A 22,628-nucleotide genomic window follows, 5' to 3' on the forward strand; every position below is an offset into this window, starting at 1 on the left:
GAAATAGACTTCATTTTAAAACATAACCAACATAATAAGGCGGTGTGAGCGGAGCCAAGCTCTTACTATTTGCTAAGCTAAAAAAGGTTCTTCTCTCAAGCAGGTTGACATTTCTATTTTTGTAAGCGCAGCTCCGCCCCTTTTCAACATAAATAAAAAACGACCGCCATTTCGACGGTCATAAATCAAGTGCTGCAATGAAAAAACAGCCGCAACCTTCTATTATTCTTCAACTTCAAATTCCTTATTCTTATCATCATTGATTTTATCTAACATCGAAATGGTATCGATTAGATGGTTGTTAAAAATTTGCCGGGCAATATTCAATAAGTCAATGATCATTGGGTCACGAAGAGAGTACAACACTCGATTGCCATCCTTCGTTCCATTTACAATGTTTTTTGAGCGTAATACACTTAGTTGCTGAGAAACAGCTGATCCTTCCGTGCCAATTAGCGTTTGCAGCTCATTGACATTTTTCTCGCCTTCCGCTAAAAGTTCCAAAATTCTTATCCTTAATGGATGGGCGAGTGCTTTGAAAAAATCAGCTTTAAATTGTTGTAATTCTAAATTCATTATGTCCTCCCTATTAGGATTTGTGAGCCAAACCCGTATATGCTGCTAAACCTCTTCTCTTTCCAGATTCCCATTCAGGATTTGAAAGCGCAGTACATTCTTGGAACGCGAAATGGTTACATCCGATGCACTTTTTATATTCCAAATTCGCTAATGCAAAATCAATTGCTTCTCCTGTATGTTCAAAGAAATGTTCTTCACCAATCTCATCATAAAGTTGTGTTCTTTTCAAGACTTCTTTCGGCTGGTTTTGGATGCCTGAAATAAGGATGATGCCCCCCTTTTTTTGAAAATGCCGGACAATACTTGCGAAAATTGCTTCTCCTGTTGTATCCATATAGGGTACTTTTCCCATCCGTAAAATTAATACTTTAGGACGGTGGTTAATCGTATCCATGATGTAGGATTCAAACATTTGTGCCGCTCCAAAGAAAAGCGGGCCTTCCACTGTAAAAATACTAATTTGCGGACAGTCATTCCCCTTGTTTACCACGTGCGGGCTTACTTTTTTATTCGTATCTAATGGATCTGGAAGCACCTTTGCAACCGTAAGCAATTCACTCATTCGTTTGACAAAGAGAATGATGGCTAATATCAACCCAACCTCAACAGCGATCGTAAGGTTTGTAAATACAGTGAGCAAAAATGTAATAACCAAGATCAAAGAGTCACTAGTCTTTGTTTTTAAAATGTGGATGAATTCATTTCGTTCACTCATATTCCACGCCACAACCATTAAGATCGGGGCCATACTTGCTAATGGGATATTGGAAGCATATGGAGCGAAAAGCAATAACACTGCAAGAACAACCAGACCATGAATGACACCGGACATTGGTGAAACAGCACCATTTTTTATATTCGTTGCTGTTCTTGCAATTGCACCTGTCGCTGGAATACCCCCAAATAAAGGAGTTACCATATTGGCGATCCCTTGCCCGATCAGCTCTCGATTGCTGTTATGTTTACTTCCCGTCATTCCATCAGCAACAACAGCGGATAAAAGCGATTCGATCCCGCCAAGCATGGCGATAACAAAAGCAGGACGAAGCAATTGTACGATTTTTTCACTTGTTATTTCAGGTATATGAAATTCAGGTAAACCGCTTGGAATTTCACCAAAAGTTGAACCGATTGTCGCTACTTTTCCTTCAAAGAACATAGAGGCAACGATGCTAGCAACAATTAATCCAATTAATGGTCCGGGAACTTTAGGAAATAACTTTGGTGTTAGTAATATGAGAGTAAGTGAAACAATTGCAGTGATCACACTATAAAAGTTCGTTGTATCCAAATGCTCGAATATTTCTTTCATATTGGACAAGAAATCTTCATGCTTTTTTATTCCAGTAAGTCCAAAAAAGTTGGCAAGTTGTCCAGTAAAAATGATCACTGCGATCCCCGATGTAAAACCAATTGTCACAGGGCGTGGAATGAACTTTATTAATGAACCAAGTCTAAGTACCCCCATTAGAAATAACATAATACCGGCTAAAAATCCAGCAATCAACAAATTTTCATAACCATACGTCATGACGATTCCCAAAAGAATGGGAATAAAGGCTCCAGTAGGGCCTCCGATTTGATACTTAGATCCGCCTAGAAGAGAAATCAAAATCCCCGCAATGATTGTCGAATAGATGCCATATTCAGGTTTTACTCCTGACGCAATAGCAAATGCCATACCAAGCGGAATAGCAATAATACCGACAATGACACCTGAAAGAAGATCTTTCCGAAAATTCTGAATAGAATACCCACTAAATCTTCCTAATGACAATTGTCTCACAAATACCCCTTCTCCTTATATTTCTATATTTGAATTTTTGAATATACATAAAATAATAATATCAGATTTTTCATCTGTCAAAACAAATTATTATTTTTTTTAAAATCAAGATGATTAACCTGAAGGGAATTTGTAAACATTATCAATACCGATACTTGATACAGAGGATGAATATGGAAACAATAATCACTACTTCAATTAGAACGCTTCTCGGTTTCTTTATCTTATTTTTGTTAACAAGGGGCCTTGGAAAAAAACAATTAAGTCAAATGACATTTTTTACATATATCACCGGGATAGCTTTAGGGAATATTGCTGGAGATATGATTGTCCACCGCGAAATTAGAATAATTGACGGAGCTACAGCATTGATTCTTTGGGCAGTGTTAACCTTCCTACTAGAGTTCATAAGTTTAAAATCTTCCCGAGCAAGAAACTTGCTGGATGGAGAACCTTCGATTGTGATAAAAAACGGTAAAATACTTGAGAAAGCAATGGCATCCAATAAACTTAACATGGATGACTTAAGCATGCTTCTTAGGGCAAAAAATATTTTTTCCGTGAGCGAGGTTGATTACGCAATCCTTGAGCCTAACGGACAGTTGAGTGTACTGAAAAAAATTGAACTTGAACCAGTCACAAAGAAGGATGCACAAATCACAGCAAGTCCTAGGCAATATTTGCCGACTGAGTTGATCGTTGACGGCAAGGTTGTCAAGAAAAACCTTTCGGAGCAAAATTTAAATGAAGAATGGTTGAATCAACAATTGTTTGCGAAAGGAATCCATAAAATTGGTGATGTTTTTTATGCGGAATTACAAAGTGACGGAAGCATCTATATTGACAAAAAAACAGATAATGAGTGAAGAAGAGCATAAAATCAATAGACTTTTCAAAAAATAGAGTGACTTTATTAAAGGAGTGAATACAAATGGATGTCAAACGAGTAAAGCAAATTCTATCTTCTCCTGCTGATATTGAAGTTACGTATAATGGAGCATCAGTATGGATTGATCAGCTTAATGAAGACGGACGAACGGCAACCGTCCATCTGCGCGGCCCATTAGAAGAAAGAACAATAGTGGACATTACTGAGCTAAAAGAAGAATAATCCATTAGTTTAAAAGAGAGGCAGACAGGTATCATTCTCTGTCCGCCTTCTCATCTGTTTGTACAATAGGAAGTAAAACCGTAAATTCCGTTCCCTCTTCACAGCTTGAAACTTCAATTGTTCCTTTATGGTTTTCAATGATTTTTCGTGAAACTGATAAGCCAAGCCCCGTCCCCTCTTCTTTTGTCGTGAAAAAAGGATCAAAAATATGATTACGAATGGATTCAGGAATGCCTGTACCGTTGTCACGAAAGGTAATTTTCACTTCGTTGTTGAGCCGTTCTGTCCGGATTTGAATGACAAGCGGCTTGTCTCCTTTTGCGTTTAAAGAGTTTCGGAATAAATTCATAAATACTTGAAGGAGTTCGTCGCGATCCCCTTCTATATAACATTCACCGGATAGTGGACTAATATCGTAATCGATCTTTACGTTATAAAGAAATGCTTCACTATTGATAAATTTGCCGGCATAGTCCAGAAAAAACTCTTTTATTTGAAAACGTTCCTCTTTCGTATCAGAAGGTTTGGCAATGCGCAAGAAATCCGTAATAATTTTGTTAGCGCGATCCAATTCGGGAATGAGCAGCGACTTGAACAATTCGGAAATGTCTGGGTCAGCCCGGTCTTGAAGCAACTGCAAATACCCTCTGACTGTAGTGAGCGGGTTTCGGATTTCATGGGCTATACCTGCAGCAATTCTACCTGCAAGTGCTTGTTTTTCCGCTTCTTTTATTTTGTTCAAAAATTGAAAAGTCCCAATCACTCTTTTAATTGAGCCATCAATATTGTAAATAATTCTTGTATTCATTATTCCGTAATTGCGATCCAGTACTTCCTTATCATAAACTTCTTTTCCGGTTTTAGCCGTTTCAAGCAAAACAATTTTTTCGTCAGGTATTTGAAGAAGTTCGCGGATGTGTTTCCCGATGATTTCATCTCTGTTTATGTTGTAATCTTTCGCAGCTTGTTTGTTGCAAAGGGTAATGATTCCATCTTTATCAATAAACACAATATGGTGGGGAACTAAATCCAAAATTTTTGTCAGAAAGTGTTCAATTTTATCGAGATAACTGTCAATGTCTGAAATCATTTGAAACCGAGGGCTTTCCTCATCAATGTCCTCTATTTCATTGACAGAAAAGGTGCTTCCTTCATGCTTATGAACTTCAAAACCAAGATGAGGATCATGATAAATGAAAGAAAATGGAATATGCGAGATAAGTCGTTTATATAGCTCGATTTCAGATTTTAATTTTTCTATTTCATTATAACAATTATCCATCATCGTTCTACTCCTCATAAAACATTCAACCTTTTAAAATATATACATAAATTTTAAGACTATCAACTTTTTCAAAATAACAGATCAATTGACGAACAAGCAAATTGTTTCTATACTGAAAAAGCTAACAAATAGGAGAACAGATGTTGTTATTGAAAAAATAGTTAAGAAATACGATGATAAGCTTGTAAAGAAAGGGTGTGCTATATGAATATTACAGGACATAAAGTCAACAAGCTGGAAGATCCGTTTGGAATTTTATCGGGAGAGCGTTATGAGTTTTTCTTAGACATTGAAGTGCCTAAGGATGATGAGTTATATACAGAAAACGGATTAAAACTTAAAGTATTGTATATTATTGAAGAAGGAAATTCACGAATTTCCCACTATCATATCATCGAAAATACAACGGAGAAAATTCTTGATTTTGAACTGGAAGAAGATGAAGTGAAAATGGTAGAGGCCTATTGCAAAGAACATGTGAATGAAGCTGATTAATTATGAGGCTGACCCATAAGTGCCTTGACTCCCTTATGCATTTTACAGAAATAACATTGACGGTTTCAATGTGTAATCCTAAGGCGCCTGGGTCAATCTCTCATTTATGCAAAAATTTTAAGGTTCATTTTTTCAAATTATATTTTTCTTTGAGCGATTCTGGTGCCATTTTTACAATTTGTTGCAAAATAAATGTCAATACTGTGATGTCATCAATGACCCCGACAAAAGAAAAAAAGTCAGGGATAAGATCGAACGGAAAGATAAAATAGCCCACTACCAATATGACGGAAATCATCTTTTTTGATTTTGCTACTTCTTTAGATAAAAAAAAGTCTTTTAAAAATGGAATTGACCGGCGCACATTTAAAACAAACTTTAGTCTCTTCCAAAATTTCAATGTAAAAACCCTCCCTTGTACCGGTCCCGGCAAGACATAATACCTCTATCTTCCCCTATTTTTTATATATAAAACGCTGCAGAGTTTTGAAGTGATTTTGCACATAAAGAGAGACTGACTCTTTGAATATGAGTCAGCCTCGGCAATTTATCTTTTCAGCAATTACACAAAATTTTTGCTGTAATTATGAACAACCTCAAGCATCTTTGTCGCCTCTCTCATTTCACTTTTGCAAAGGGGGCATAAAGGTTCTTCGCTGCTTTTAAAATTGTCCCTCATCCAACCGTTGCATTGCTCGGATGTGCATTCCCAAATTTTTGTTTCTTCTATGACAATCTCTTCTTCATTTCTTTTTCCGAACGCCATAAGACGACCTCCTTTTGTTGGACTAAAACACATCCATTATATGCTCCGGTTTCAAACATTAGAGCCATTTCTTAGAAAATGTTTTTTTCCGTCCAAAGTAAAAAAGCTGTATAAATTTAGTATACAGCAATTTTACTTTTTTGACCAAAAAAAGAGCCCCATTTTTAGGGACTCTTTGTTTCTTTCCTTTATGATTTCTGAACATTTACGGCTTGTGGACCGCGTTGTCCTTGTTCAATCTCAAAGGTAACATTCTGGCCTTCTTCCAAAGTTTTGAATCCTTCACCTAGAATAGCTGAGTAGTGTACAAATACATCATCTCCGCCATCAACTTCAATAAATCCAAATCCTTTTTCAGAATTAAACCATTTTACTCTGCCAGTTGCCATTCGATTGTATTCCTCCTGATTTCAATAATAACGATAAATAGTATTGCCAAAGAATCATTTCTTATACGTCTTAATTACTATTTTTTTTTTAAAAATTTACCTTGATGGGGATGATCTTTTTTTCACTTTTATCGCGATTGCGGCAAGCAGCTTGATACATGTATTTCAACTGTCAATAGGCGGCATATCAAAAGGTACCGTTGCCAATTTTATTTCTGTTTCTAATTCTTCCATTCTATCCAATTTTGTTTGTTCATCCCATTCAAAATAGTCTTCCATATAATTTACAGCTTTATCTTTCCATTTCTGAACACCGGCAATATTAAACAAGAGCATTCCTGTTCTTCTATGAAAAAAGTCCACAGGAGACGCTGCCATTTCATGTTCTAATGCATAATGCAATTGTGCGAATAATGGAAGGGGCAATTCATATTGATTGGCGCATTCTTTATGTTTTCCAACGATGTCAAATAATATTGGTGCGTTAGAGCCGTACATCGAAATCAAAAATTTTGCTTCTTCATTTGTGAGCCCATTTTTGGTGCCGTTGTTTATTTGTTCAACAACATACTTGTCAAAAAAGCTTGATCCGCCGATATCACCTCCGGAAATTGGCAAGTTTTTCGTTTGGCATTCCTTGTATGAAATTCCGGTATCTTTTTGACGTTTTTCAGAAACCAAGTCTACAACAATTTCCGCCATTTTCCGGAAACCAGTCAGTTTCCCTCCGGCAATCGTAATTAATCCAGATTCAGATTCCCAAATTTCATCTTTACGGGAAATTTCAGATGGATCTTTTCCTTCCTCATGGATTAAAGGCCGCACCCCTGCCCAGCTCGTTTCGATGTCTTCTGCCGAGATGTTTGTTTCCGGAAACATGTAATGAATCGCGTTAATGAGGTATCCCCTGTCAGCAGCCGTAATTTTCGGAGAAGCAAGATCAGAATTGTAAAATGTGTCTGTCGTGCCTACGTATGCCTTGCCGGCACGTGGAATTGCAAATACCATCCTTCCATCTGGCGCATCAAAATATACTGCCTGTTTTAAAGGAAATTTGGATTGATCGATAACGATATGGACTCCTTTTGTATGTTTTAACGTTTTTCCTGTTTTTGAACCGTCTTTTTCACGTATTTCGTCAACCCATGGACCTGCTGCATTAACTACTTTTGCGGCGTGGATTTCATAGCGTTCACCGGTCAATCGATCAATGATCACGGCCCCTCTAACTTTGCCATTTTTGTAAAGGAACTTATCCGCATTAGAATAGTTCAAAGCAGCCGCTCCTTTTTCAACTGCCTTTTTTAACACTTCGATCGTTAATCTCGAATCATCGGTCCGATATTCGACATAATACCCGCTTCCCTTTAACCCTTCTTTCTTAATAAGAGGCTCTTTCGCTAACGTTTCATTAACGTTGAGCATTTTCCTTCGTTCACTTTTCTTTACCCCTGCTAAAAAGTCATAGAGTCTGAGGCCGATTGAAGTACTAAATTTGCCAAACGTTCCTCCTTTATGAAGGGGAAGAAGCATCCATTCCGGGGCAGTCACATGTGGTCCGTTTTCATATACGATTGCCCGTTCTTTTCCAACTTCCGCGACCAATTTTATTTCAAATTGTTTCAAGTAGCGAAGGCCGCCATGGATAAGTTTTGTTGACCTGCTCGATGTACCGGCGCCAAAATCCTGCATTTCCACTAATGCTGTATTCATTCCCCTCGTTGCCGCATCAAGAGCAATTCCTGCTCCAGTGATTCCCCCGCCGATCACAAGCAAATCATATTCTCTATTCTTTAGAGATTCGACTATTTTTTTACGGTTTGTATTTGAAAATTTCATACAGCTACCTCCTTGCAGCGCTGAAGCCAAAAAAAGAAAGAGAGACCACAAAATCATTACCGGTCTACGATAATGATATGTAGTCTCTCCGTTTCTCCTGCCCAAATATTTACTACAACTCAAGATGATTGAAAAAAATCAAGCGAAATCCATATTACGCTTCTTTCTTTGTTTTTGTGGCAGCACGTTTTTTCCTTGTTGCAGTCTTTTTCGGTTTTGTCCTGTCAATAGAAGCCTGCAAAGCAGCCATGAGATCTGTGACATTGGAAACAGGTTCTTTTTCTGCTGGTGTCACCACTTCTTTGCCGGTACGTTTCGCTTCAATCAATTCAAGTAATGCGGTCCGGTAATCATCCGTATATTTTTCGGGTTCAAAATTCGTTGTCAGTTGATCAATTAATAAAATAGCTGTATCAATTTCTTTCTTCGTTACTTTATTTTCTGCTGGCACATTTGGAACGTCGGCGGCAGATCTTACTTCATCCGGATAATGGATTGTTTCCATGACAAGCGTATTTTCATAAACCCGGATAACGGCAAGCTGCTCCTTTGAACGGATAATGATTTTGGCAAGTCCGACTTTTTCCGATTCTTCAAGCGCCTTGCGCAGTAAAGAATACGCTTTTCCCCCGCCATCTCCCGGCGACATATAATAGCTTCTGTCATAAAAAATCGGATCAATTTGCTCCATTTTCACAAAATCAATGATTTCAACCGCTTTGTCTTCATTTTCCCTTTTCAAATTCTCTAGGTCTGCTTCATCGAGAACAACAAACTTTCCTTTTGTATATTCGTAAGCCTTCACGATGTCTTCATTTTTTATTTCCACATCACAAGCCGGACAAACCTTTTCATATTTAATCGGTGATTTGCAATCTTTATGAAGGTTGCGCAGTTTTACATCTTTGTCTTCAGTCGCTGCATGAAGCTTAATTGGGATATTAACAAGCCCGAAGCTTATGCTGCCTTTCCAAATTGTGTGCATATCCATTTCTCCATTCAGTCATTAATCTATTCTTAATTTGCATGAACAGATAAAGACTATGCATTTAAACATTTGGAAAAATAGCAGTTTTCAAAGTCGTTTACTCTCGTTCGGCAGGTGTTTACTCCCATTCAAGTTGAATTTACTCCCGTTCGGCTGGCGTTTACTCCCGTTCATGGTGTATTTACTCCTGTGCCAGGATTTATACATGTTGGAGTTCCGTACACCTATTTCACATTCCACAATAAAGACAAAAAGACTTCATTCTTTTATGAAGTCCCTTCTGTTCACCTAACAGCTATAAGATAAACGAGCACGCAACGATCTACCTTGCACCAATATTGGGACTCAACCGTTACGTACCCACTACCTATATCATGAGCATATTCATTTCACTTTATGTATGTAAAAAAACTTAATAATGAATAAACGAAAAAAGGGATACCTATTTTTGACAAAACCAGATGGTCCACCACATCACGCATGAGCACTGTTCGGGTAATCCCTTTTGTCTTGAATTCCTTCACATATCAATTTAAGATAATTGCTAAAAAAATTTCTTTTTCCAGAAGATTAGAGCTGTAACGCTAGATAAAATTGCAGAAAATAAAATTGTTAACCAAAAGGAATGTGGATAGTTCTGAAACGGTAGTGGAACGTTCATGCCATAGAAACTAGATACCATTGTTGGAAGAGATAAAACAATAGTAATAGAAGTAAGAAATTTCATAACAATATTTAAGTTGTTAGAAATAATTGAGGCGAAAGCGTCCATCATATCACTCAAGATAGTGCTGTGTGTATCTGCCATTTCAATAGCTTGTGTATTTTCAATGATAACATCATCTAATAATTCCTTGTCTTCTTCATACATCTTCAGGTAATTTAATCTCATTATTTTTTCCAGAACAGCTTTATTCGCTTTTAATGATGTAGTGAAATACACCAAACTTTTCTCAATAGCTAAAAAGGCATAAAGTTCTTTATTTTTCATTGATTGATACAATTCTTTTTCAATCTCATTTGTTCTCTTATTGATCTGCTTTAGATATCTTAGATAAAAAGTTGATATTTTGTACAAAATTTGTAAGGCAAATCGTGTTCTCTTAAATGTATAAAATCCCTTGACTTTATTGTTTATAAAGTCATTAAGAATGGGTGTTTCTTTTAAGGATACTGTGACGAAACAATTATTTGCTATTATCATTCCTATGGGAATGGTTTCGTAGATAGGGATCTCATTCTGTGTAATATAAGGGAAATCCACGATTATTAATATATTATCCTCTTCTTTTTCAATCCTTGACCTTTCCTCGTCATCAAGCGCATCTCTAATAAAATTAATTGGAACATTCAAAGCACTAACGATTTTATGAATTTCCTCTTCGTTAGGGTTTACCATGTTAATCCAACAACCCTTAGTGATCTCATTTATTTTTTGGAGTTTTCCTGATTCATCAGTTAAGTAAATTTCTAGCATTATTTAACCTCCTCATTGGCATGAGAAAGCCCTAACACGTTTTAAAGAGTTGATATTTTAAGATAATTAATATCACTAAATAAAAAAGTAATTCCGACTTTCCCGAATATGGGTATAAGTTCTGGTTCAGTACTACGATTACTCAAAATTTTCAACACCTATACTTTTTAATTTAAACAATTCTTAATCATACAGTTAAAATATCGTCTGGCACAATGCTTTTAGACGTAATCATGAGGGATTTTTTACTGTTTAAAAGGTTTTCAATCTGTGTAATAAGAAAATCAATCCTCTCTTCAGAGAAATCTCCATCAAAGATGTTTGATTGTTGGATTACGTAAATCGGTTGTTCTTCCTTACTTCTATGTTCATAATGTATAGAGTCTTTTACAGACCATTCACCGTCCGTCCAGATAGCAATTTGTTCAAAGTTCCCTTCCCAAATAACTTCTCGAAATATTTCTTTTTCCTGCAATTCCAGGTCAATGTCCATTTACGGCCCTCCAAGGAAAAGGTTTATAATAATTATATTTCTATTATATAATATGTAATATGTTTGGTCATTTTGTTTAAAATTAATCCTAAAATTGAAGTTATTTTCATCATTCCATAAAGAAAATAAATAACAAATATGGGGTAACATCTTGAATTTCTTCAAGAATATCCATCTCCTGTCACCTCCGACTATTTGTGTTTGTTTTGGAGCAAAAGAAAAGCACCCTCGAAGGATGCATATGATCACTTATGTGTTTTCATTTTAATAGGTTTTAAAGTTTGCTTTTCGTTTTCCGCAACAACTTCAATACTAATAACATTTGATAAATTAATGAGTTTACCGCCAGCATTAATCCAAGTAGGATTACTTAGCAACTTCACCCTCAATTCAGCTATTGCATCTTCGCTAAAATATTGTGTAGTTTCTAATTCTTCCGTTTGACCATTGACATAATAAAATTTATATTTAACTTTTTCCACATTATCCCCTTCCTTTCGTCCTAATATTTCGACAAAAGGAGATAATCTCCTGCAAATTACTTTCTCCTGCTCGCCATATAATTAAGTATCCTAATGAGATATTTCATGACGGTTCCCGTAATCTATTCATTTTTTGTTTGTTTTGTTCAACTAATTCATTTATCGCCCCCCCATATGGTATATTTTAAGAGGAGTTGCCGGGGGTGATCCTGGCTTTCTTTTACATCATTGCTATTTTGTTTCGTAAAATCTTCTTAATACACAATAATTTTTTAAGCAGTTCTATAATATTAAGTACTCATAACCAAAAAATCTGAATCAAAATTAGGTTAAAATCTCAATTCTTATTAAGGAGATAGGTTATGAAAACTTCAATACCCTGCCCTAGTTGTCAAAAGCCACTTACCATCGAACACTTCGAAGACTTTCCAACACCCTTTCATATGAAATGTCCGCACTGTCGAGCAAATCTAAAAGAAACTAAGATGACTCCATTGTTACTTTTAATTGCAGCTATTGTAGTTCCTTTATTAATTTTTATAGGTATTAGAGTAAAGAGTTTTCTATCTAACAATGGATCCACCAAAACATACAAAAATGAGAAATCTTATTAACAAAGCCTTTACTCCTAAAGCTGTTAACCAGCTCACCCAACGAATTCTAGATTGTGTTCTTTGAGTAATTTGATAACAATAGGCTGAACAGTATTTAATAATAAGGTATATTTCAGGTTATCAGATCTTTGTTTTATTGATTATAAATTACTGATAAAAGGAGGAAAGAAATGAGACCGCTGCTATTCCGAGTGTTTGTGTATGGAACGTTGTTAGTAGGGGAAGAAAACCATTTTGTCGCCGCTCCTTATATCCGTAATATTCAGCCGGGAAAAGTGAAAGGGCGCTTATATAACGTCGGGGCATACCCCGCGCTCGTTGTAGAAGAAGAAGGCGAAGTAATTGGCGAATGGTTTACCGTAACGGAAGAAGGACTGCAAGCGATGGATGAGCTCGAAGAATATGAAGAAGGAGGCCAACATAACGAATACGAACGGGTTTGGATTAAAGATTTGGAACAGCCGATCGAAGGATATGTATATATATACCCAAAAAACAAAGCGGCGCACCTTCCTCTCATTCCCTCAGGGTCATGGCGGCATCGGCATAAGAACGAGCGTCGTATGAGAATGAAGTAGCATTCTTTTGCTTTCCTCTTCAGATTAATTCGGAAGCAGGATTTAGTCTTTTCTCGTTTTGGGAAGGTAGATGACTAAGCATAAGATTATGGAGAGGATATTTTTAAAAAGGAAAGATAATAATTAGAAACATAGAGGGATTTAATAAATTGAATGTTATTCAGGATCAGGCCATCATTAATACTTCTATTCTGGTTTTTCGATTATTTCTGGCTTAGTTCATAAAAAGCAAGATAATCATTGGAAACCAATCTCAGCAGGGGCTGGTGTTTTATTTTGGGTCTTCATTTCATTTTACGTATTGCTTGCTTGTTGGATTTATGTTCTTCATAATCATGTTTAAGAAGAGTATTGGAAGAGAAAATTTGAGAAGGTAGGGAAAAAAATAACTCTTTTAGACAACTTGAGGAAGTTTGTTAATTACACGGCTTATAAAACATCATGTAATTATTGAAAGAAGAGGAATCATCATGCAGCATTGGAATTATCTTATCGAGCATTTTGGATACTTCGGCATCTTTATTGCATTAATTGGCGGGATTATTGGATTGCCTTTACCGGATGAAGTTCTTCTAACATTTGTCGGTTTTAATGTTTACGAAGGTAGAATGTCTTATCTACCCTCAATTTTGTTTGCATTAATAGGAACGTGTGTAGGAATCTCCCTTAGCTACTTTTTAGGAATGAAATTAGGCATGCCCTTTTTACGCAAGTTCGGTCCAAAATTCCATATAACGGAAACTAGAATAGTTAAAACAAAAAAATTATATTCTAAGTTAGGACCTTATTTACTAATTATTGGATACTTCATTCCTGGCGTACGTCATATTACTGCCTATCTTGCTGGCATTAATGGTTATTCAACCAAAAAATTCTCTTTATTTGCTTTTACAGGTGCGGCATTATGGTGTATTACTTTTATTACGTTAGGAAAATTTCTTGGACCACAATGGAAAATTGTTCACGAGTACATATTAAAATATAGTATGTATATTTTTACTTTAGTGATTTTTATCGTTGTAATTGTTTCAATTGCTTATTGGCAAAAAATAGGGAAACAAAAAAAGAGCCATTTACAAAGAACATAATATACCCTTTTGAACCATGACTTTATAGTAGGATTATTGCATTATCCAACAAAATTCAAAGTTAGTTATACTGTCTGATCTTACACCTCTAGATAATACAAACATTAAGTAAAATTCTCGGTTTCGGAGCCCTATTAAGCACTCATTTCTAATTGAATTGGGTGCTTCTTTTTTTGCATATTGTGTAATTTGCGAAACTCTCTGCTTATTTTGTTTCCTTATAACTAGCCTCTTGGGATATAGACAAGCATGTCGCGGCATATCTTTATATATATCCCAAAAAAGGAGGTCATTAAATAATGACACCAATTGAACTTTTCGCATGGACATTAACAGCAATCTTAGGGATTAGCTTTATTATTTCTTTAGTAGCACTAGCAAGAAAACCAAATAGTAAAAAGGAACGCAAAATGACTCAATCCTCTAATTAAAAAGATAAAATAACCATAAAAAAAGGACAACACTCAAAATTTACTGTATGATCAACATATTTTTTTGGAAAGCTATTTCCGAGCAAGGCAACTCTCCCAAGTCCAAATGAGTACAAATTTTTTGCCTTGCTCACCTTTGAAATATTCAAAAAAAAAAAAAAACAGTTTTGCTTTGTTTTTTCTTACACTGTTCAATCAATTACTGTTAATTAACATATGCCTGAGTTCCTTCATACAATAATCAAAAAAAGGTGTTGTTTTTCATGGCTAGATGGATTGACGTATCTACATCACAACATCAATTAAAACTTTTTGATGGAAACAGGCTCATAAAAGTTTACCCAATTGCAGTTGGAAAAATTTTGTCACCAACACCTTCAGGGACATACATGATTATCAATAAACAACGTAATCCCGGCGGACCATTTGGAGTGCTTTGGATGGGATTGTCAAAACCTCATTACGGTATACACGGAACAAATAACCCAGCTTCAATTGGTAAGAATGTCTCACATGGATGTATTAGAATGTTTAATCATGATGTTCTAGAACTATCATCTAGAGTTCCAATTGGAACTAGGGTTTTTATTCATAAATGACTCTGTTAATCCCGCCGAATCTTTCAGCCAACTCAACCGTGCGTCTAGCTCATATTTCCGTTTTTCCTCGTATAACCACACTTTCAGACCTTTCCCTCAAGGCATGATCATGACAGTGATTTTGTTTTTTGTCGCGAAAATGGGTATCCTTATATTCAAAAAAATAATCTAGTCTGGATAAATCGTTTATTATTTGAAGGCTGTTTAACCCAGATATATAAACTCTTATGGGTTGGTGATTAAATCATGAAACCGATGCTGCCTACTCTCACCTTCGAAGTGCCGGCAGGAGATGATTGGCTGTTTGAAGTGAAATATGACGGATTCAGGGCGATGTTGGAAATGGCAGATACGATTACACTAACAAGCCGCAACGGAAAAGATCTTCTTCCACTTTTTCCGGAAATTGAACAATATTTAAAAAATCAATTGGATCATCTAAAGCCATATTTGCCTTTTACTTTTGACGGAGAGCTTGTTTTTCTTGAAAATCCATTCAAAGCAAATTTCGCATTGATACAAAGCCGCGGCCGGATGAGGTCTCAGCAGCGCATTATTGAAAAAGCATGCAAATCTCCCTGCCGACTGCTCATTTTCGATGTCTTGAAATTAAAAGGGAAACCTGTAGTTAACAGTAGTTATCAAATAAGAAAAAAAATGCTCATTGATTTTTTCAAACAAACGGGGCTTCCCCTTGCTCCTGACGATAAGGATGAAAGTCTTATACAGTTAATACCGGCAAATAACAACTTTCACACAATTTGGGAAAACGTTGTCCTTTATGATGGGGAAGGGGTTGTTGCAAAACAGGTGAAAAGCCGCTGGGAAGAGGGAAAAAGAACAACAATGTGGCTAAAATATAAAAATTGGAAATATGTTTCTTGTTTTATAACAGCATATGAAAAATCAAACAGCTATTTTTACGCTGCTGTTTATAAGGACAAGAAAATTTACCCAATCGGACAGTTTATTTTTGGTTTAAAGCCTGATGAAAAGCAAGCCCTATTTCAAATCATAAAAGAAAATAAAACAGGTGAAGACATACAGTATATTTACGTCGATCCTGCCATTTGTGTTGAGGTGAAATACCTGGAAATTTATGAGGGACAAATGAGAGAACCGCATTTTGACCGCTTCCGCTTCGATCTTTTACCGAAAGACTGTACGTATGAAAATTTTCTTTTGCAGCAGAAAAATCTCCCTGTGGAAGTAGAAATCACACATCCTGAAAAACCGCTATGGGAAACTCCCCCCGTTCAAAAGATTGATTATCTTCACTTCTTGCGGGAAATTTCCCCTTTTATCCTTCCTTTTTTAAAGGACAGGCTTTTGACGGTAATCCGCTATCCGCACGGAATATTTGGAGAACCTTTTTATCAAAAAAACTGTCCGGAATATGCTCCGGATTTTGTCGGCACACACGAAGAAGAAGGCATCAATTATATTGTTTGCAATGAGCTTAAAACATTGTTATGGCTCGGAAACCAACTGGCCTTTGAATTCCATATCCCTTTCCAAACGATTTCAAGTAAAGGACCAAGTGAAATTGTTTTTGATTTGGATCCGCCATCAAAAGATGCATTTCCACTAGCAATAAAGGCTGCCAATTTAATTAAGGAAGTGCTGGACCACTTGGAGCTGATTAGCTTTATAAAGACATCCGGAAACAAAGGTCTTCAAGTATACATCCCTTTGCCGGATAACCGTTATTCCTATGATGACACAAGACTATTTACGTCTTTTGTTGCCGATTATCTTGTTTCGAAGGATCCTGATTCGTTTACAACAGAAAGAATGAAAAAAAAGCGCGGAAATCGGCTGTATGTGGACTATATACAGCACGCGGAAGGCAAAACGATCATTGCGCCATATTCACCTCGTGGAAATTCAAAAGCCACTGTTGCCGCACCGCTTTTTTGGGAAGAAGTGAACGAAGAGCTATCAATGGAGACCTTTCAAGTCACCACGATTTTAAATCGATTGAAAGACAAAGGCGACCCTTTTCAATCTTTTTTCCGGGCAAAAGAAATGCAAAAATTTCAGCCTGTTCTCGATTTTCTAAAACAAAAGAAGTAACACTAAATCAAAAGGGCAGACCCCTCCAATACAAATTAAATCCATTCTATCTATGGACATTTTTGGAGGGTGTCATTTCAGCCAGCCTCTTATAAAAATTTGCTCAAATGTTCCTGAACATGGTCAACTAATTTGGCATATTGTAATTGTTCATCTGAAAATTCTTCTTTCTTGCCAATACGGAAAGATTCCGGCTCATTAACATCAAGGTTGACTTCAGCCTTGTAAACATATGTCGCATTGCCAATCAAATCAATAGTATAAGCTCCGTTTTGGTGATGAACAACACAGCGGACCTTCCCGCCGTTGTTGTATACTTCAATCGGTTCCTCAACAGAATTTATATCGTTCAAGCAGGTAACAAGGCTTGAAGCAGACATTGCCGTACCGCATGCGTTTGTAAAACCTACCCCGCGTTCAAACGTACGGACATAAATTTGTCCTTTTTCAAGCGGCATGACAAAACTTACATTTACTCCATCAGGGAAAAGTTCATTTGGGCCGTTCACATATTCACTAATTTGTTTTTGCAGTTGTGAATGAATTTGATCCTTTTCCACAATCGAAACAAGGTGAGGATTCGGAACGGCAAGTGCGGTAAACACCAATTCTTTTGAAAGTGCAGGAATTTTTTCATTCAGCAATGTCGTTTGATCTAAAACAAGCGGCAAATCGCTTAATTGAAACGAAACAGGCGAAATCTCCACCTGGTAAGTTGGAACATTCGGAAAAAGATTTTTTTGCTTTTTTACCGGAAGGTCGGTTTTCATCGTATTGATTAATGCTTCTTCTTTGCCATACAGTTCACAAACATAACGGGCTACACAGCGCAATCCATTTCCGCACATCGACGCTTCAGATCCGTCTGCATTAAAAATGCGCATTCTCGCGTCAGCATTGTCTCCTTTTTGGACATATAAGATCCCATCCGAACCAAGATCTGTATTTCGATCGCAAAGCGCAACTGCCAGTTTTGAACGTTCTTCTTCTGAAAAAGAATAGTCGTTTGAAATTTCATCTATTAATAAAAAATCGTTTCCTGAACCATGAACCTTTAAAATTTCAATTTTCAATTTAAAAAACCTCCATAAAAAACCTTATCCTTAGATTGCCATAATCACCGATTTCATTCAATATCCTTTTTTTGAATCGTTCTTAATTTGGTCTCAAATTTCATTCGATTTAATCTTGCCTTATTTCTATTATCGCTTTCTGAAGAATTGTCCGTTGAATCAAGAATAGATAGGCTCCGCCTTAACTTGGCATGGTCTTGAAGCAATGCCCACAGCCGGTCAGCCACACCCGTTTTGTCAGTTCCTGTTTTTTCCAACCAGATCGAAGGAATGCTTTCAATTATTGCATTTACATCATCCCTTTTCATTGAATGAAGTTTTTGAAAAAATTGATCGGGCTGGATCCCCTTTTTGTAAAAAGGATGACGCTTTAACAGCAAAATGGTCTCATTTCTGTCATAATTTTTTCCTTCAAGCAGCCCTCTCAGCATTAGCGATGAACCGAAATCTGCCGCATACGTTTTCAATTCACCATAAAGTAAATTCTGGTTTTTTTCATACCGGTCTATATTTAGTAATAAACAATCAAACAAAAAGATTTCTTCCCGTTCCTGTTCGGAAAAAGGAATTTTTTTATTCGTTTGCAAAATAAATGGAAAAGCGATATTTTCCCCGGTGCTTTTTCTCCATAAATCTTTGCCTTCATCGTCTAATAACTGGATATTTTCACTTCCATTTATTTTGACCGTTTCAGGTTTTAACACAGGAAGTCCGAGCAGAAGACCAAGTTTGTTTGCCACCCACTCAATAATGGAAGAATACGTTCCATCTCCTGCTCCTATTAATTTGATAAACCATTTCTGCCCATTTGCATCCTTAACGACTACCGGAAGCGAAGAACCGCTTTTTATGACATCAACTATTTTCATCCAATGGTCCTCACTGTTAATGGATTATTAACTGAAAATCGACATATGAAAAAGAGGCACCTGAAAAGGCGCCATCAAAATTTTATTTCATTTTAAAAATCATTTACAATGCATCAACATTATCCAATTTGTCTGACTAAATTCGCCATTTCAATGGCACCGACGGCAGCTTCCCAGCCTTTATTTCCTGCTTTTGTACCTGCACGCTCAATCGCTTGTTCAATCGTTTCTGTCGTTAAAACACCAAAGATAATTGGAACGCCGCTTTGTATACTCGCCGCTGCTACCCCTTTTGCTACTTCTCCGCTTACATACTCAAAGTGAGGTGTTGCACCGCGGATGACTGTCCCCAGTGTAATAACGGCATCAAACTTACCGCTTTCAGCAAGTTTTTTTGCCACAAGCGGGATTTCAAACGCCCCAGGCACCCAAGCAACTGTTATATCATCTTCATTCACACCATGGCGGTGCAATGCATCTTCAGCACCACTTAGCAGCTTGCTAGTAATGAATTCATTAAACCTTCCTACAACAATCGCTATTTTTAGACCTGCTCCAATTAAATTGCCTTCCAATACTTTTTTCATTATCTCCTTCTCTCCTCATCACTATATTTTAAGTAAATGTCCAAGCTTTTGCTGCTTTGTTTTCAAATATCGCTCATTTTCTGCCTTCACCGGCATTTGGATTGGCACCCTTTCAACCACTTCGAGCCCATACCCTTTTAAGCCGGCGATTTTCCTCGGATTGTTCGTTAAAAGCCTCATCTTCCTTACGCCAAGATCACGGAGTATTTGAGCTCCAATTCCATAGTCGCGGAGATCGGCCTGAAAGCCCAGTTTATGGTTTGCTTCTACAGTGTCATAGCCTTCTTCCTGAAGTTTATAAGCTTTCAGTTTATTGATAAGGCCTATTCCTCTGCCCTCCTGCCTCATATAGAGAAGAACTCCTTTTCCTTCTTCCTCAATTTGCTGAAGAGCTGCCTCAAGCTGCGGACCGCAATCACACCGATATGAACCAAAAACGTCTCCTGTTAAGCATTCCGAATGAACTCTGACAAGAATCGGTTCATTTTCGTTCACTTCACCTTTGACTACAGCGATATGCTCTTTTCCGTCCAATACGTTTGTATATCCTATTACTGAAAAACTGCCGTATTCGGTCGGCAATTGGATTTGTACTTCTCTTTTTACAAGTGAATCATGGTCAAGTCGATACTGGATTAAATCCTGGATCGTAATTATTTTCAAGTCGAATTTCTCTGCAATCTTCTCTAACTGAGGCACACGTGCCATCGTACCATCTTCATTCATAATTTCGCAAATAACCCCGGCAGGCTTAGAGCCGCACAGTCTTGCTAAATCGACAGCAGCTTCAGTATGGCCGGCTCTTCTTAACACACCGCCTTCTTTGGCGACAAGAGGAAAAATATGGCCCGGCCGTTTAAAATCAAATGGCGACGCATCATCTTTAAGCATCTTTTGAACGGTTAATGAACGTTCAAAAGCACTGATTCCTGTTGTTGTATCAATATGGTCAATACTGACCGTAAATGCCGTTCCATGCGTATCCGTATTAACATCGCTCATTGGATTCAATTCTAATTTTGAGGCCAATTCTTCTGTGACCGGAACACAAATAAGCCCCCTGCCCTCTTTTGCCATAAAATTAATAACCTCAGGTGTTGCATATTCGGCTAGAGCGATAAAATCGCCTTCATTTTCCCTGTCCTCATCATCGCAAACAATCACGACTTTTCCTTGTCTCAAATCCTCCAGTGCTTCTTCGATTTTATGGAACATTCTGTTTCCACCTTTCATTTACATAAACCCATTTTCTTTTAGAAGTTCGAGTGTAACCTTGCTATTCTTATCCTGCCCGTTTTTCCTTTCCATCAATGTATGGATGTATTTTGCCAGCATATCGAATTCAATATTCACCTTATCCCCCGGCTCTTTCAAACCAAGCACGGTTTCACTGTATGTGTGCGGAATTAAAGAAACTGTTATTACGTTATCTTTTATTCCAAAAATCGTTAACGATGTTCCATCAATCGCTATTGAACCTTTGAACATGGTGTATACCGTTCCTGAAGGCGGCACTTCAATATCAACATAAACGGCATTGTCCTTTTTCTCTTTACGGAGAATCGTTCCGGTTCCATCCACATGGCCCGTAACAAAATGTCCGCCAAATCGTCCATTCGCTGCCATCGCTCTTTCAAGGTTTACGCTTGAACCCCTTTTTAACTCGGCAAGGGTTGTGGAATTGTACGTTTCCGGCATGACATCAACAGAAAAAGAGGACGAAGTATAATCGGTAACGGTAAGGCAAACGCCGCTTACGGCAATACTGTCTCCAAGCTTTACATCTTCCAGGACTTTTTTGCCCTCAAGGACTAATCGCATGGCTTCCCCGCTTTGGGTGATCCTTTGCACCTTTCCAATTTCTTCTACTATTCCTGTAAACATTCTTGATCACCTTCCATTTTTATCGGTTTAGCGGTTATTTTTATATCCGGGCCAATACGTTCAATAGAAGTAAACTCCAGCTTTTCAGCATCCCGAACAAAGTCCAGTCCTTCACCGCCAATTGCCGGAATAGCATCAATGCCTCCGATTACTTTTGGAGCCACATAAAAAATCAGCTGCTGAAATGCTCTTGCTTTTATAAACGAAGCGTGCACCTTTGAACCGCCTTCTACAAGCACGGACATGATCTGCCTTTTACCAAGCACCGTTAATAGCTCGTTAATATCAATCTGGGCGGTTGACAACGGAACAACTTCTACTCCTAATTCATGGAGATTGTCAGCCTTTTGCCGATCAAATTCATTTCCGGTAATAACTATCGTTTTCGCTGTCTTATCTTTTATCACATTAGCATCAAGCGGAATTCGCAGATGTGTATCTAAAATTATTCGAATGGGATTTTTTCCACCTCGGGGCAGTCTGGTGGTCAAAAGAGGGTTATCATTTAGGACAGTTTGAATACCAACGAGAATCGCATCGTGTTCATGGCGTAATTGGTGGACATCGCTTCTGGCTTGAGCGGAAGTAATCCATTTGCTGTCACCTGTTTTTGTTGCTGTTTTTCCATCTAATGTAACAGCTGCTTTTAATGTGACATATGGCTTTCCAGTTTGAATGTAATGAAAAAACGGTTCATTTATTTGATCTGCTTCATTTTTGCCGACTCCCACTTCAACCTCGATTCCGGCCTGCCTTAACTGCTTAACTCCTGTTCCGGCAACAAGCGGGTTAGGATCTAACGTGGCGACGACAACTCTTTTGATTCCTGAAGAGATAATCAGTTCGGTACATGGCGGGGTTTTTCCATAATGGCTGCACGGCTCAAGGGTTACATAAAGATCCGCTCCCCGTGCTTTTTCTCCTGCAGTGCGAATGGCATGAACTTCTGCATGTGGGGTCCCTGCTTTAAGATGGGCACCCATTCCGAGAATTTCGCCATTTTTCACAACAACCGCCCCGACACTCGGGTTCGGGCTTGTTTGGCCGACCGCAGCACGCGCCATGGAAAGCGCCAATTTCATATACTCATGATCGTGCATGCCTACAAAACATTCCTCCTCATTTTTTATGCAGCCAGA

The 22,628-nt window shown here is 37.5% G+C and carries 25 protein-coding genes; 8 read left to right on the forward strand and 17 right to left on the reverse strand.

Features of this window, described 5'->3' with window-relative positions:
• Positions 1-222: 222 nt before the first annotated feature.
• Together BMMGA3_RS09395 and BMMGA3_RS09400 are read right to left on the reverse strand one after the other, a co-directional pair.
• Complete coding sequence (locus BMMGA3_RS09395; protein ID WP_004434804.1) at positions 223-576, reverse strand: ArsR/SmtB family transcription factor; 354 nt, start codon at positions 574-576, stop codon at positions 223-225.
• A 13-nt stretch (positions 577-589) separates the two neighbouring features.
• Complete coding sequence (locus BMMGA3_RS09400) at positions 590-2,365, reverse strand: SulP family inorganic anion transporter (RefSeq protein WP_004434808.1); 1,776 nt, start codon at positions 2,363-2,365, stop codon at positions 590-592.
• Positions 2,366-2,538: 173 nt separating this feature from the next.
• On the opposite strand from BMMGA3_RS09400, the gene BMMGA3_RS09405 reads away from it, so the two are divergent.
• Both BMMGA3_RS09405 and BMMGA3_RS09410 read left to right on the forward strand, forming a co-directional pair.
• Positions 2,539-3,231, forward strand: a complete 693-nt coding sequence (locus BMMGA3_RS09405) for a YetF domain-containing protein (RefSeq protein ID WP_004434809.1) — start codon at positions 2,539-2,541, stop codon at positions 3,229-3,231.
• A 65-nt stretch (positions 3,232-3,296) separates the two neighbouring features.
• Positions 3,297-3,476: an H-type small acid-soluble spore protein gene (locus tag BMMGA3_RS09410; protein ID WP_004434813.1), complete on the forward strand. Its 180-nt coding sequence runs from the start codon at positions 3,297-3,299 to the stop codon at positions 3,474-3,476.
• 31 nt (positions 3,477-3,507) lie between these two features.
• Here BMMGA3_RS09410 and BMMGA3_RS09415 read toward each other — a convergent pair whose 3' ends face one another.
• Positions 3,508-4,758, reverse strand: coding sequence for a two-component system sensor histidine kinase NtrB (locus BMMGA3_RS09415; protein WP_004434814.1), 1,251 nt, complete (start codon positions 4,756-4,758; stop codon positions 3,508-3,510).
• A 207-nt stretch (positions 4,759-4,965) separates the two neighbouring features.
• Here BMMGA3_RS09415 and BMMGA3_RS09420 point away from each other — a divergent pair, with 207 nt between their 5' ends.
• Positions 4,966-5,256: a DUF6509 family protein gene (locus BMMGA3_RS09420; protein ID WP_004434815.1), complete on the forward strand. Its 291-nt coding sequence runs from the start codon at positions 4,966-4,968 to the stop codon at positions 5,254-5,256.
• Positions 5,257-5,380: 124 nt separating this feature from the next.
• On the opposite strand, the gene BMMGA3_RS09425 is transcribed toward BMMGA3_RS09420, so the two are convergent.
• The 8 genes from BMMGA3_RS09425 to BMMGA3_RS09460 form a co-directional block, all read right to left on the reverse strand.
• Positions 5,381-5,656, reverse strand: a complete 276-nt coding sequence (locus BMMGA3_RS09425) for a YkvA family protein (RefSeq protein ID WP_004434818.1) — start codon at positions 5,654-5,656, stop codon at positions 5,381-5,383.
• Between the two features lie 162 nt (positions 5,657-5,818).
• The gene (locus tag BMMGA3_RS09430; RefSeq protein WP_004434821.1) at positions 5,819-6,022 is read right to left on the reverse strand and encodes a cold-shock protein; all 204 of its coding nucleotides are present in this window, start codon (positions 6,020-6,022) and stop codon (positions 5,819-5,821) included.
• A 188-nt stretch (positions 6,023-6,210) separates the two neighbouring features.
• Positions 6,211-6,411, reverse strand: a complete 201-nt coding sequence (locus BMMGA3_RS09435; RefSeq protein WP_004434823.1) for a cold-shock protein — start codon at positions 6,409-6,411, stop codon at positions 6,211-6,213.
• A 165-nt stretch (positions 6,412-6,576) separates the two neighbouring features.
• On the reverse strand, positions 6,577-8,250 hold the full coding sequence (locus tag BMMGA3_RS09440) for a glycerol-3-phosphate dehydrogenase/oxidase (protein WP_004434826.1): 1,674 nt from the start codon (positions 8,248-8,250) through the stop codon (positions 6,577-6,579).
• 154 nt (positions 8,251-8,404) lie between these two features.
• The gene (locus tag BMMGA3_RS09445; RefSeq protein ID WP_004434828.1) at positions 8,405-9,235 is read right to left on the reverse strand and encodes a non-homologous end joining protein Ku; all 831 of its coding nucleotides are present in this window, start codon (positions 9,233-9,235) and stop codon (positions 8,405-8,407) included.
• 547 nt (positions 9,236-9,782) lie between these two features.
• Positions 9,783-10,715, reverse strand: a complete 933-nt coding sequence (locus tag BMMGA3_RS09450) for a magnesium transporter CorA family protein (RefSeq protein WP_004434830.1) — start codon at positions 10,713-10,715, stop codon at positions 9,783-9,785.
• A gap of 187 nt (positions 10,716-10,902) precedes the next feature.
• On the reverse strand, positions 10,903-11,208 hold the full coding sequence (locus BMMGA3_RS09455) for a hypothetical protein (RefSeq protein WP_004434832.1): 306 nt from the start codon (positions 11,206-11,208) through the stop codon (positions 10,903-10,905).
• 245 nt (positions 11,209-11,453) lie between these two features.
• Positions 11,454-11,690, reverse strand: coding sequence for a hypothetical protein (locus BMMGA3_RS09460; protein WP_004434834.1), 237 nt, complete (start codon positions 11,688-11,690; stop codon positions 11,454-11,456).
• Between the two features lie 784 nt (positions 11,691-12,474).
• Between BMMGA3_RS09460 and BMMGA3_RS09470 the strand changes: the two genes are divergently transcribed.
• The 5 genes from BMMGA3_RS09470 to BMMGA3_RS09485 all read left to right on the forward strand — a co-directional run bounded on the left by BMMGA3_RS09470 (position 12,475) and on the right by BMMGA3_RS09485 (position 17,076).
• Positions 12,475-12,882: a gamma-glutamylcyclotransferase family protein gene (locus BMMGA3_RS09470; RefSeq protein ID WP_004434838.1), complete on the forward strand. Its 408-nt coding sequence runs from the start codon at positions 12,475-12,477 to the stop codon at positions 12,880-12,882.
• 470 nt (positions 12,883-13,352) lie between these two features.
• Positions 13,353-13,970 carry a DedA family protein gene (locus tag BMMGA3_RS09475; RefSeq protein ID WP_034669223.1) on the forward strand — a complete coding sequence of 206 codons (618 nt, stop codon included), beginning with the start codon at positions 13,353-13,355 and terminating at the stop codon, positions 13,968-13,970.
• A gap of 299 nt (positions 13,971-14,269) precedes the next feature.
• Positions 14,270-14,401 (forward strand): hypothetical protein, encoded by a 132-nt coding sequence (locus tag BMMGA3_RS18425; protein ID WP_004434844.1) that lies wholly within the window; start codon positions 14,270-14,272, stop codon positions 14,399-14,401.
• A gap of 263 nt (positions 14,402-14,664) precedes the next feature.
• The gene (locus BMMGA3_RS09480) at positions 14,665-15,000 is read left to right on the forward strand and encodes a L,D-transpeptidase (RefSeq protein WP_004434848.1); all 336 of its coding nucleotides are present in this window, start codon (positions 14,665-14,667) and stop codon (positions 14,998-15,000) included.
• A gap of 246 nt (positions 15,001-15,246) precedes the next feature.
• Positions 15,247-17,076 carry a DNA ligase D gene (locus BMMGA3_RS09485; RefSeq protein WP_004434851.1) on the forward strand — a complete coding sequence of 610 codons (1,830 nt, stop codon included), beginning with the start codon at positions 15,247-15,249 and terminating at the stop codon, positions 17,074-17,076.
• Between the two features lie 89 nt (positions 17,077-17,165).
• Here the strand turns inward: BMMGA3_RS09485 and dapF are convergent, their stop codons facing one another.
• From dapF to ribD, 6 genes are all read right to left on the reverse strand, one after another.
• Positions 17,166-18,149 (reverse strand): diaminopimelate epimerase, encoded by a 984-nt coding sequence (gene dapF / locus BMMGA3_RS09490; protein ID WP_004434854.1) that lies wholly within the window; start codon positions 18,147-18,149, stop codon positions 17,166-17,168.
• A 53-nt stretch (positions 18,150-18,202) separates the two neighbouring features.
• On the reverse strand, positions 18,203-19,018 hold the full coding sequence (locus BMMGA3_RS09495; protein ID WP_004434857.1) for a HipA family kinase: 816 nt from the start codon (positions 19,016-19,018) through the stop codon (positions 18,203-18,205).
• 119 nt (positions 19,019-19,137) lie between these two features.
• Entirely contained in the window at positions 19,138-19,605 is a 468-nt protein-coding gene (ribE, locus tag BMMGA3_RS09500; protein WP_004434859.1) for a 6,7-dimethyl-8-ribityllumazine synthase, read from the reverse strand.
• A 21-nt stretch (positions 19,606-19,626) separates the two neighbouring features.
• On the reverse strand, positions 19,627-20,820 hold the full coding sequence (locus BMMGA3_RS09505) for a bifunctional 3,4-dihydroxy-2-butanone-4-phosphate synthase/GTP cyclohydrolase II (protein ID WP_004434864.1): 1,194 nt from the start codon (positions 20,818-20,820) through the stop codon (positions 19,627-19,629).
• 18 nt (positions 20,821-20,838) lie between these two features.
• A complete protein-coding gene (ribE, locus tag BMMGA3_RS09510) occupies positions 20,839-21,489 on the reverse strand; it encodes a riboflavin synthase (protein WP_004434867.1) in 651 nt (216 codons plus the stop codon).
• Positions 21,474-22,589 carry a bifunctional diaminohydroxyphosphoribosylaminopyrimidine deaminase/5-amino-6-(5-phosphoribosylamino)uracil reductase RibD gene (ribD, locus tag BMMGA3_RS09515; RefSeq protein ID WP_004434870.1) on the reverse strand — a complete coding sequence of 372 codons (1,116 nt, stop codon included), beginning with the start codon at positions 22,587-22,589 and terminating at the stop codon, positions 21,474-21,476. The genes ribE (BMMGA3_RS09510) and ribD overlap by 16 nt, the downstream gene beginning before the upstream one ends.
• Positions 22,590-22,628: the final 39 nt, after the last annotated feature.

Source organism: Bacillus methanolicus MGA3 (assembly GCF_000724485.1).
Classification (GTDB): domain Bacteria; phylum Bacillota; class Bacilli; order Bacillales; family Cytobacillaceae; genus Bacillus_Z; species Bacillus_Z methanolicus_A.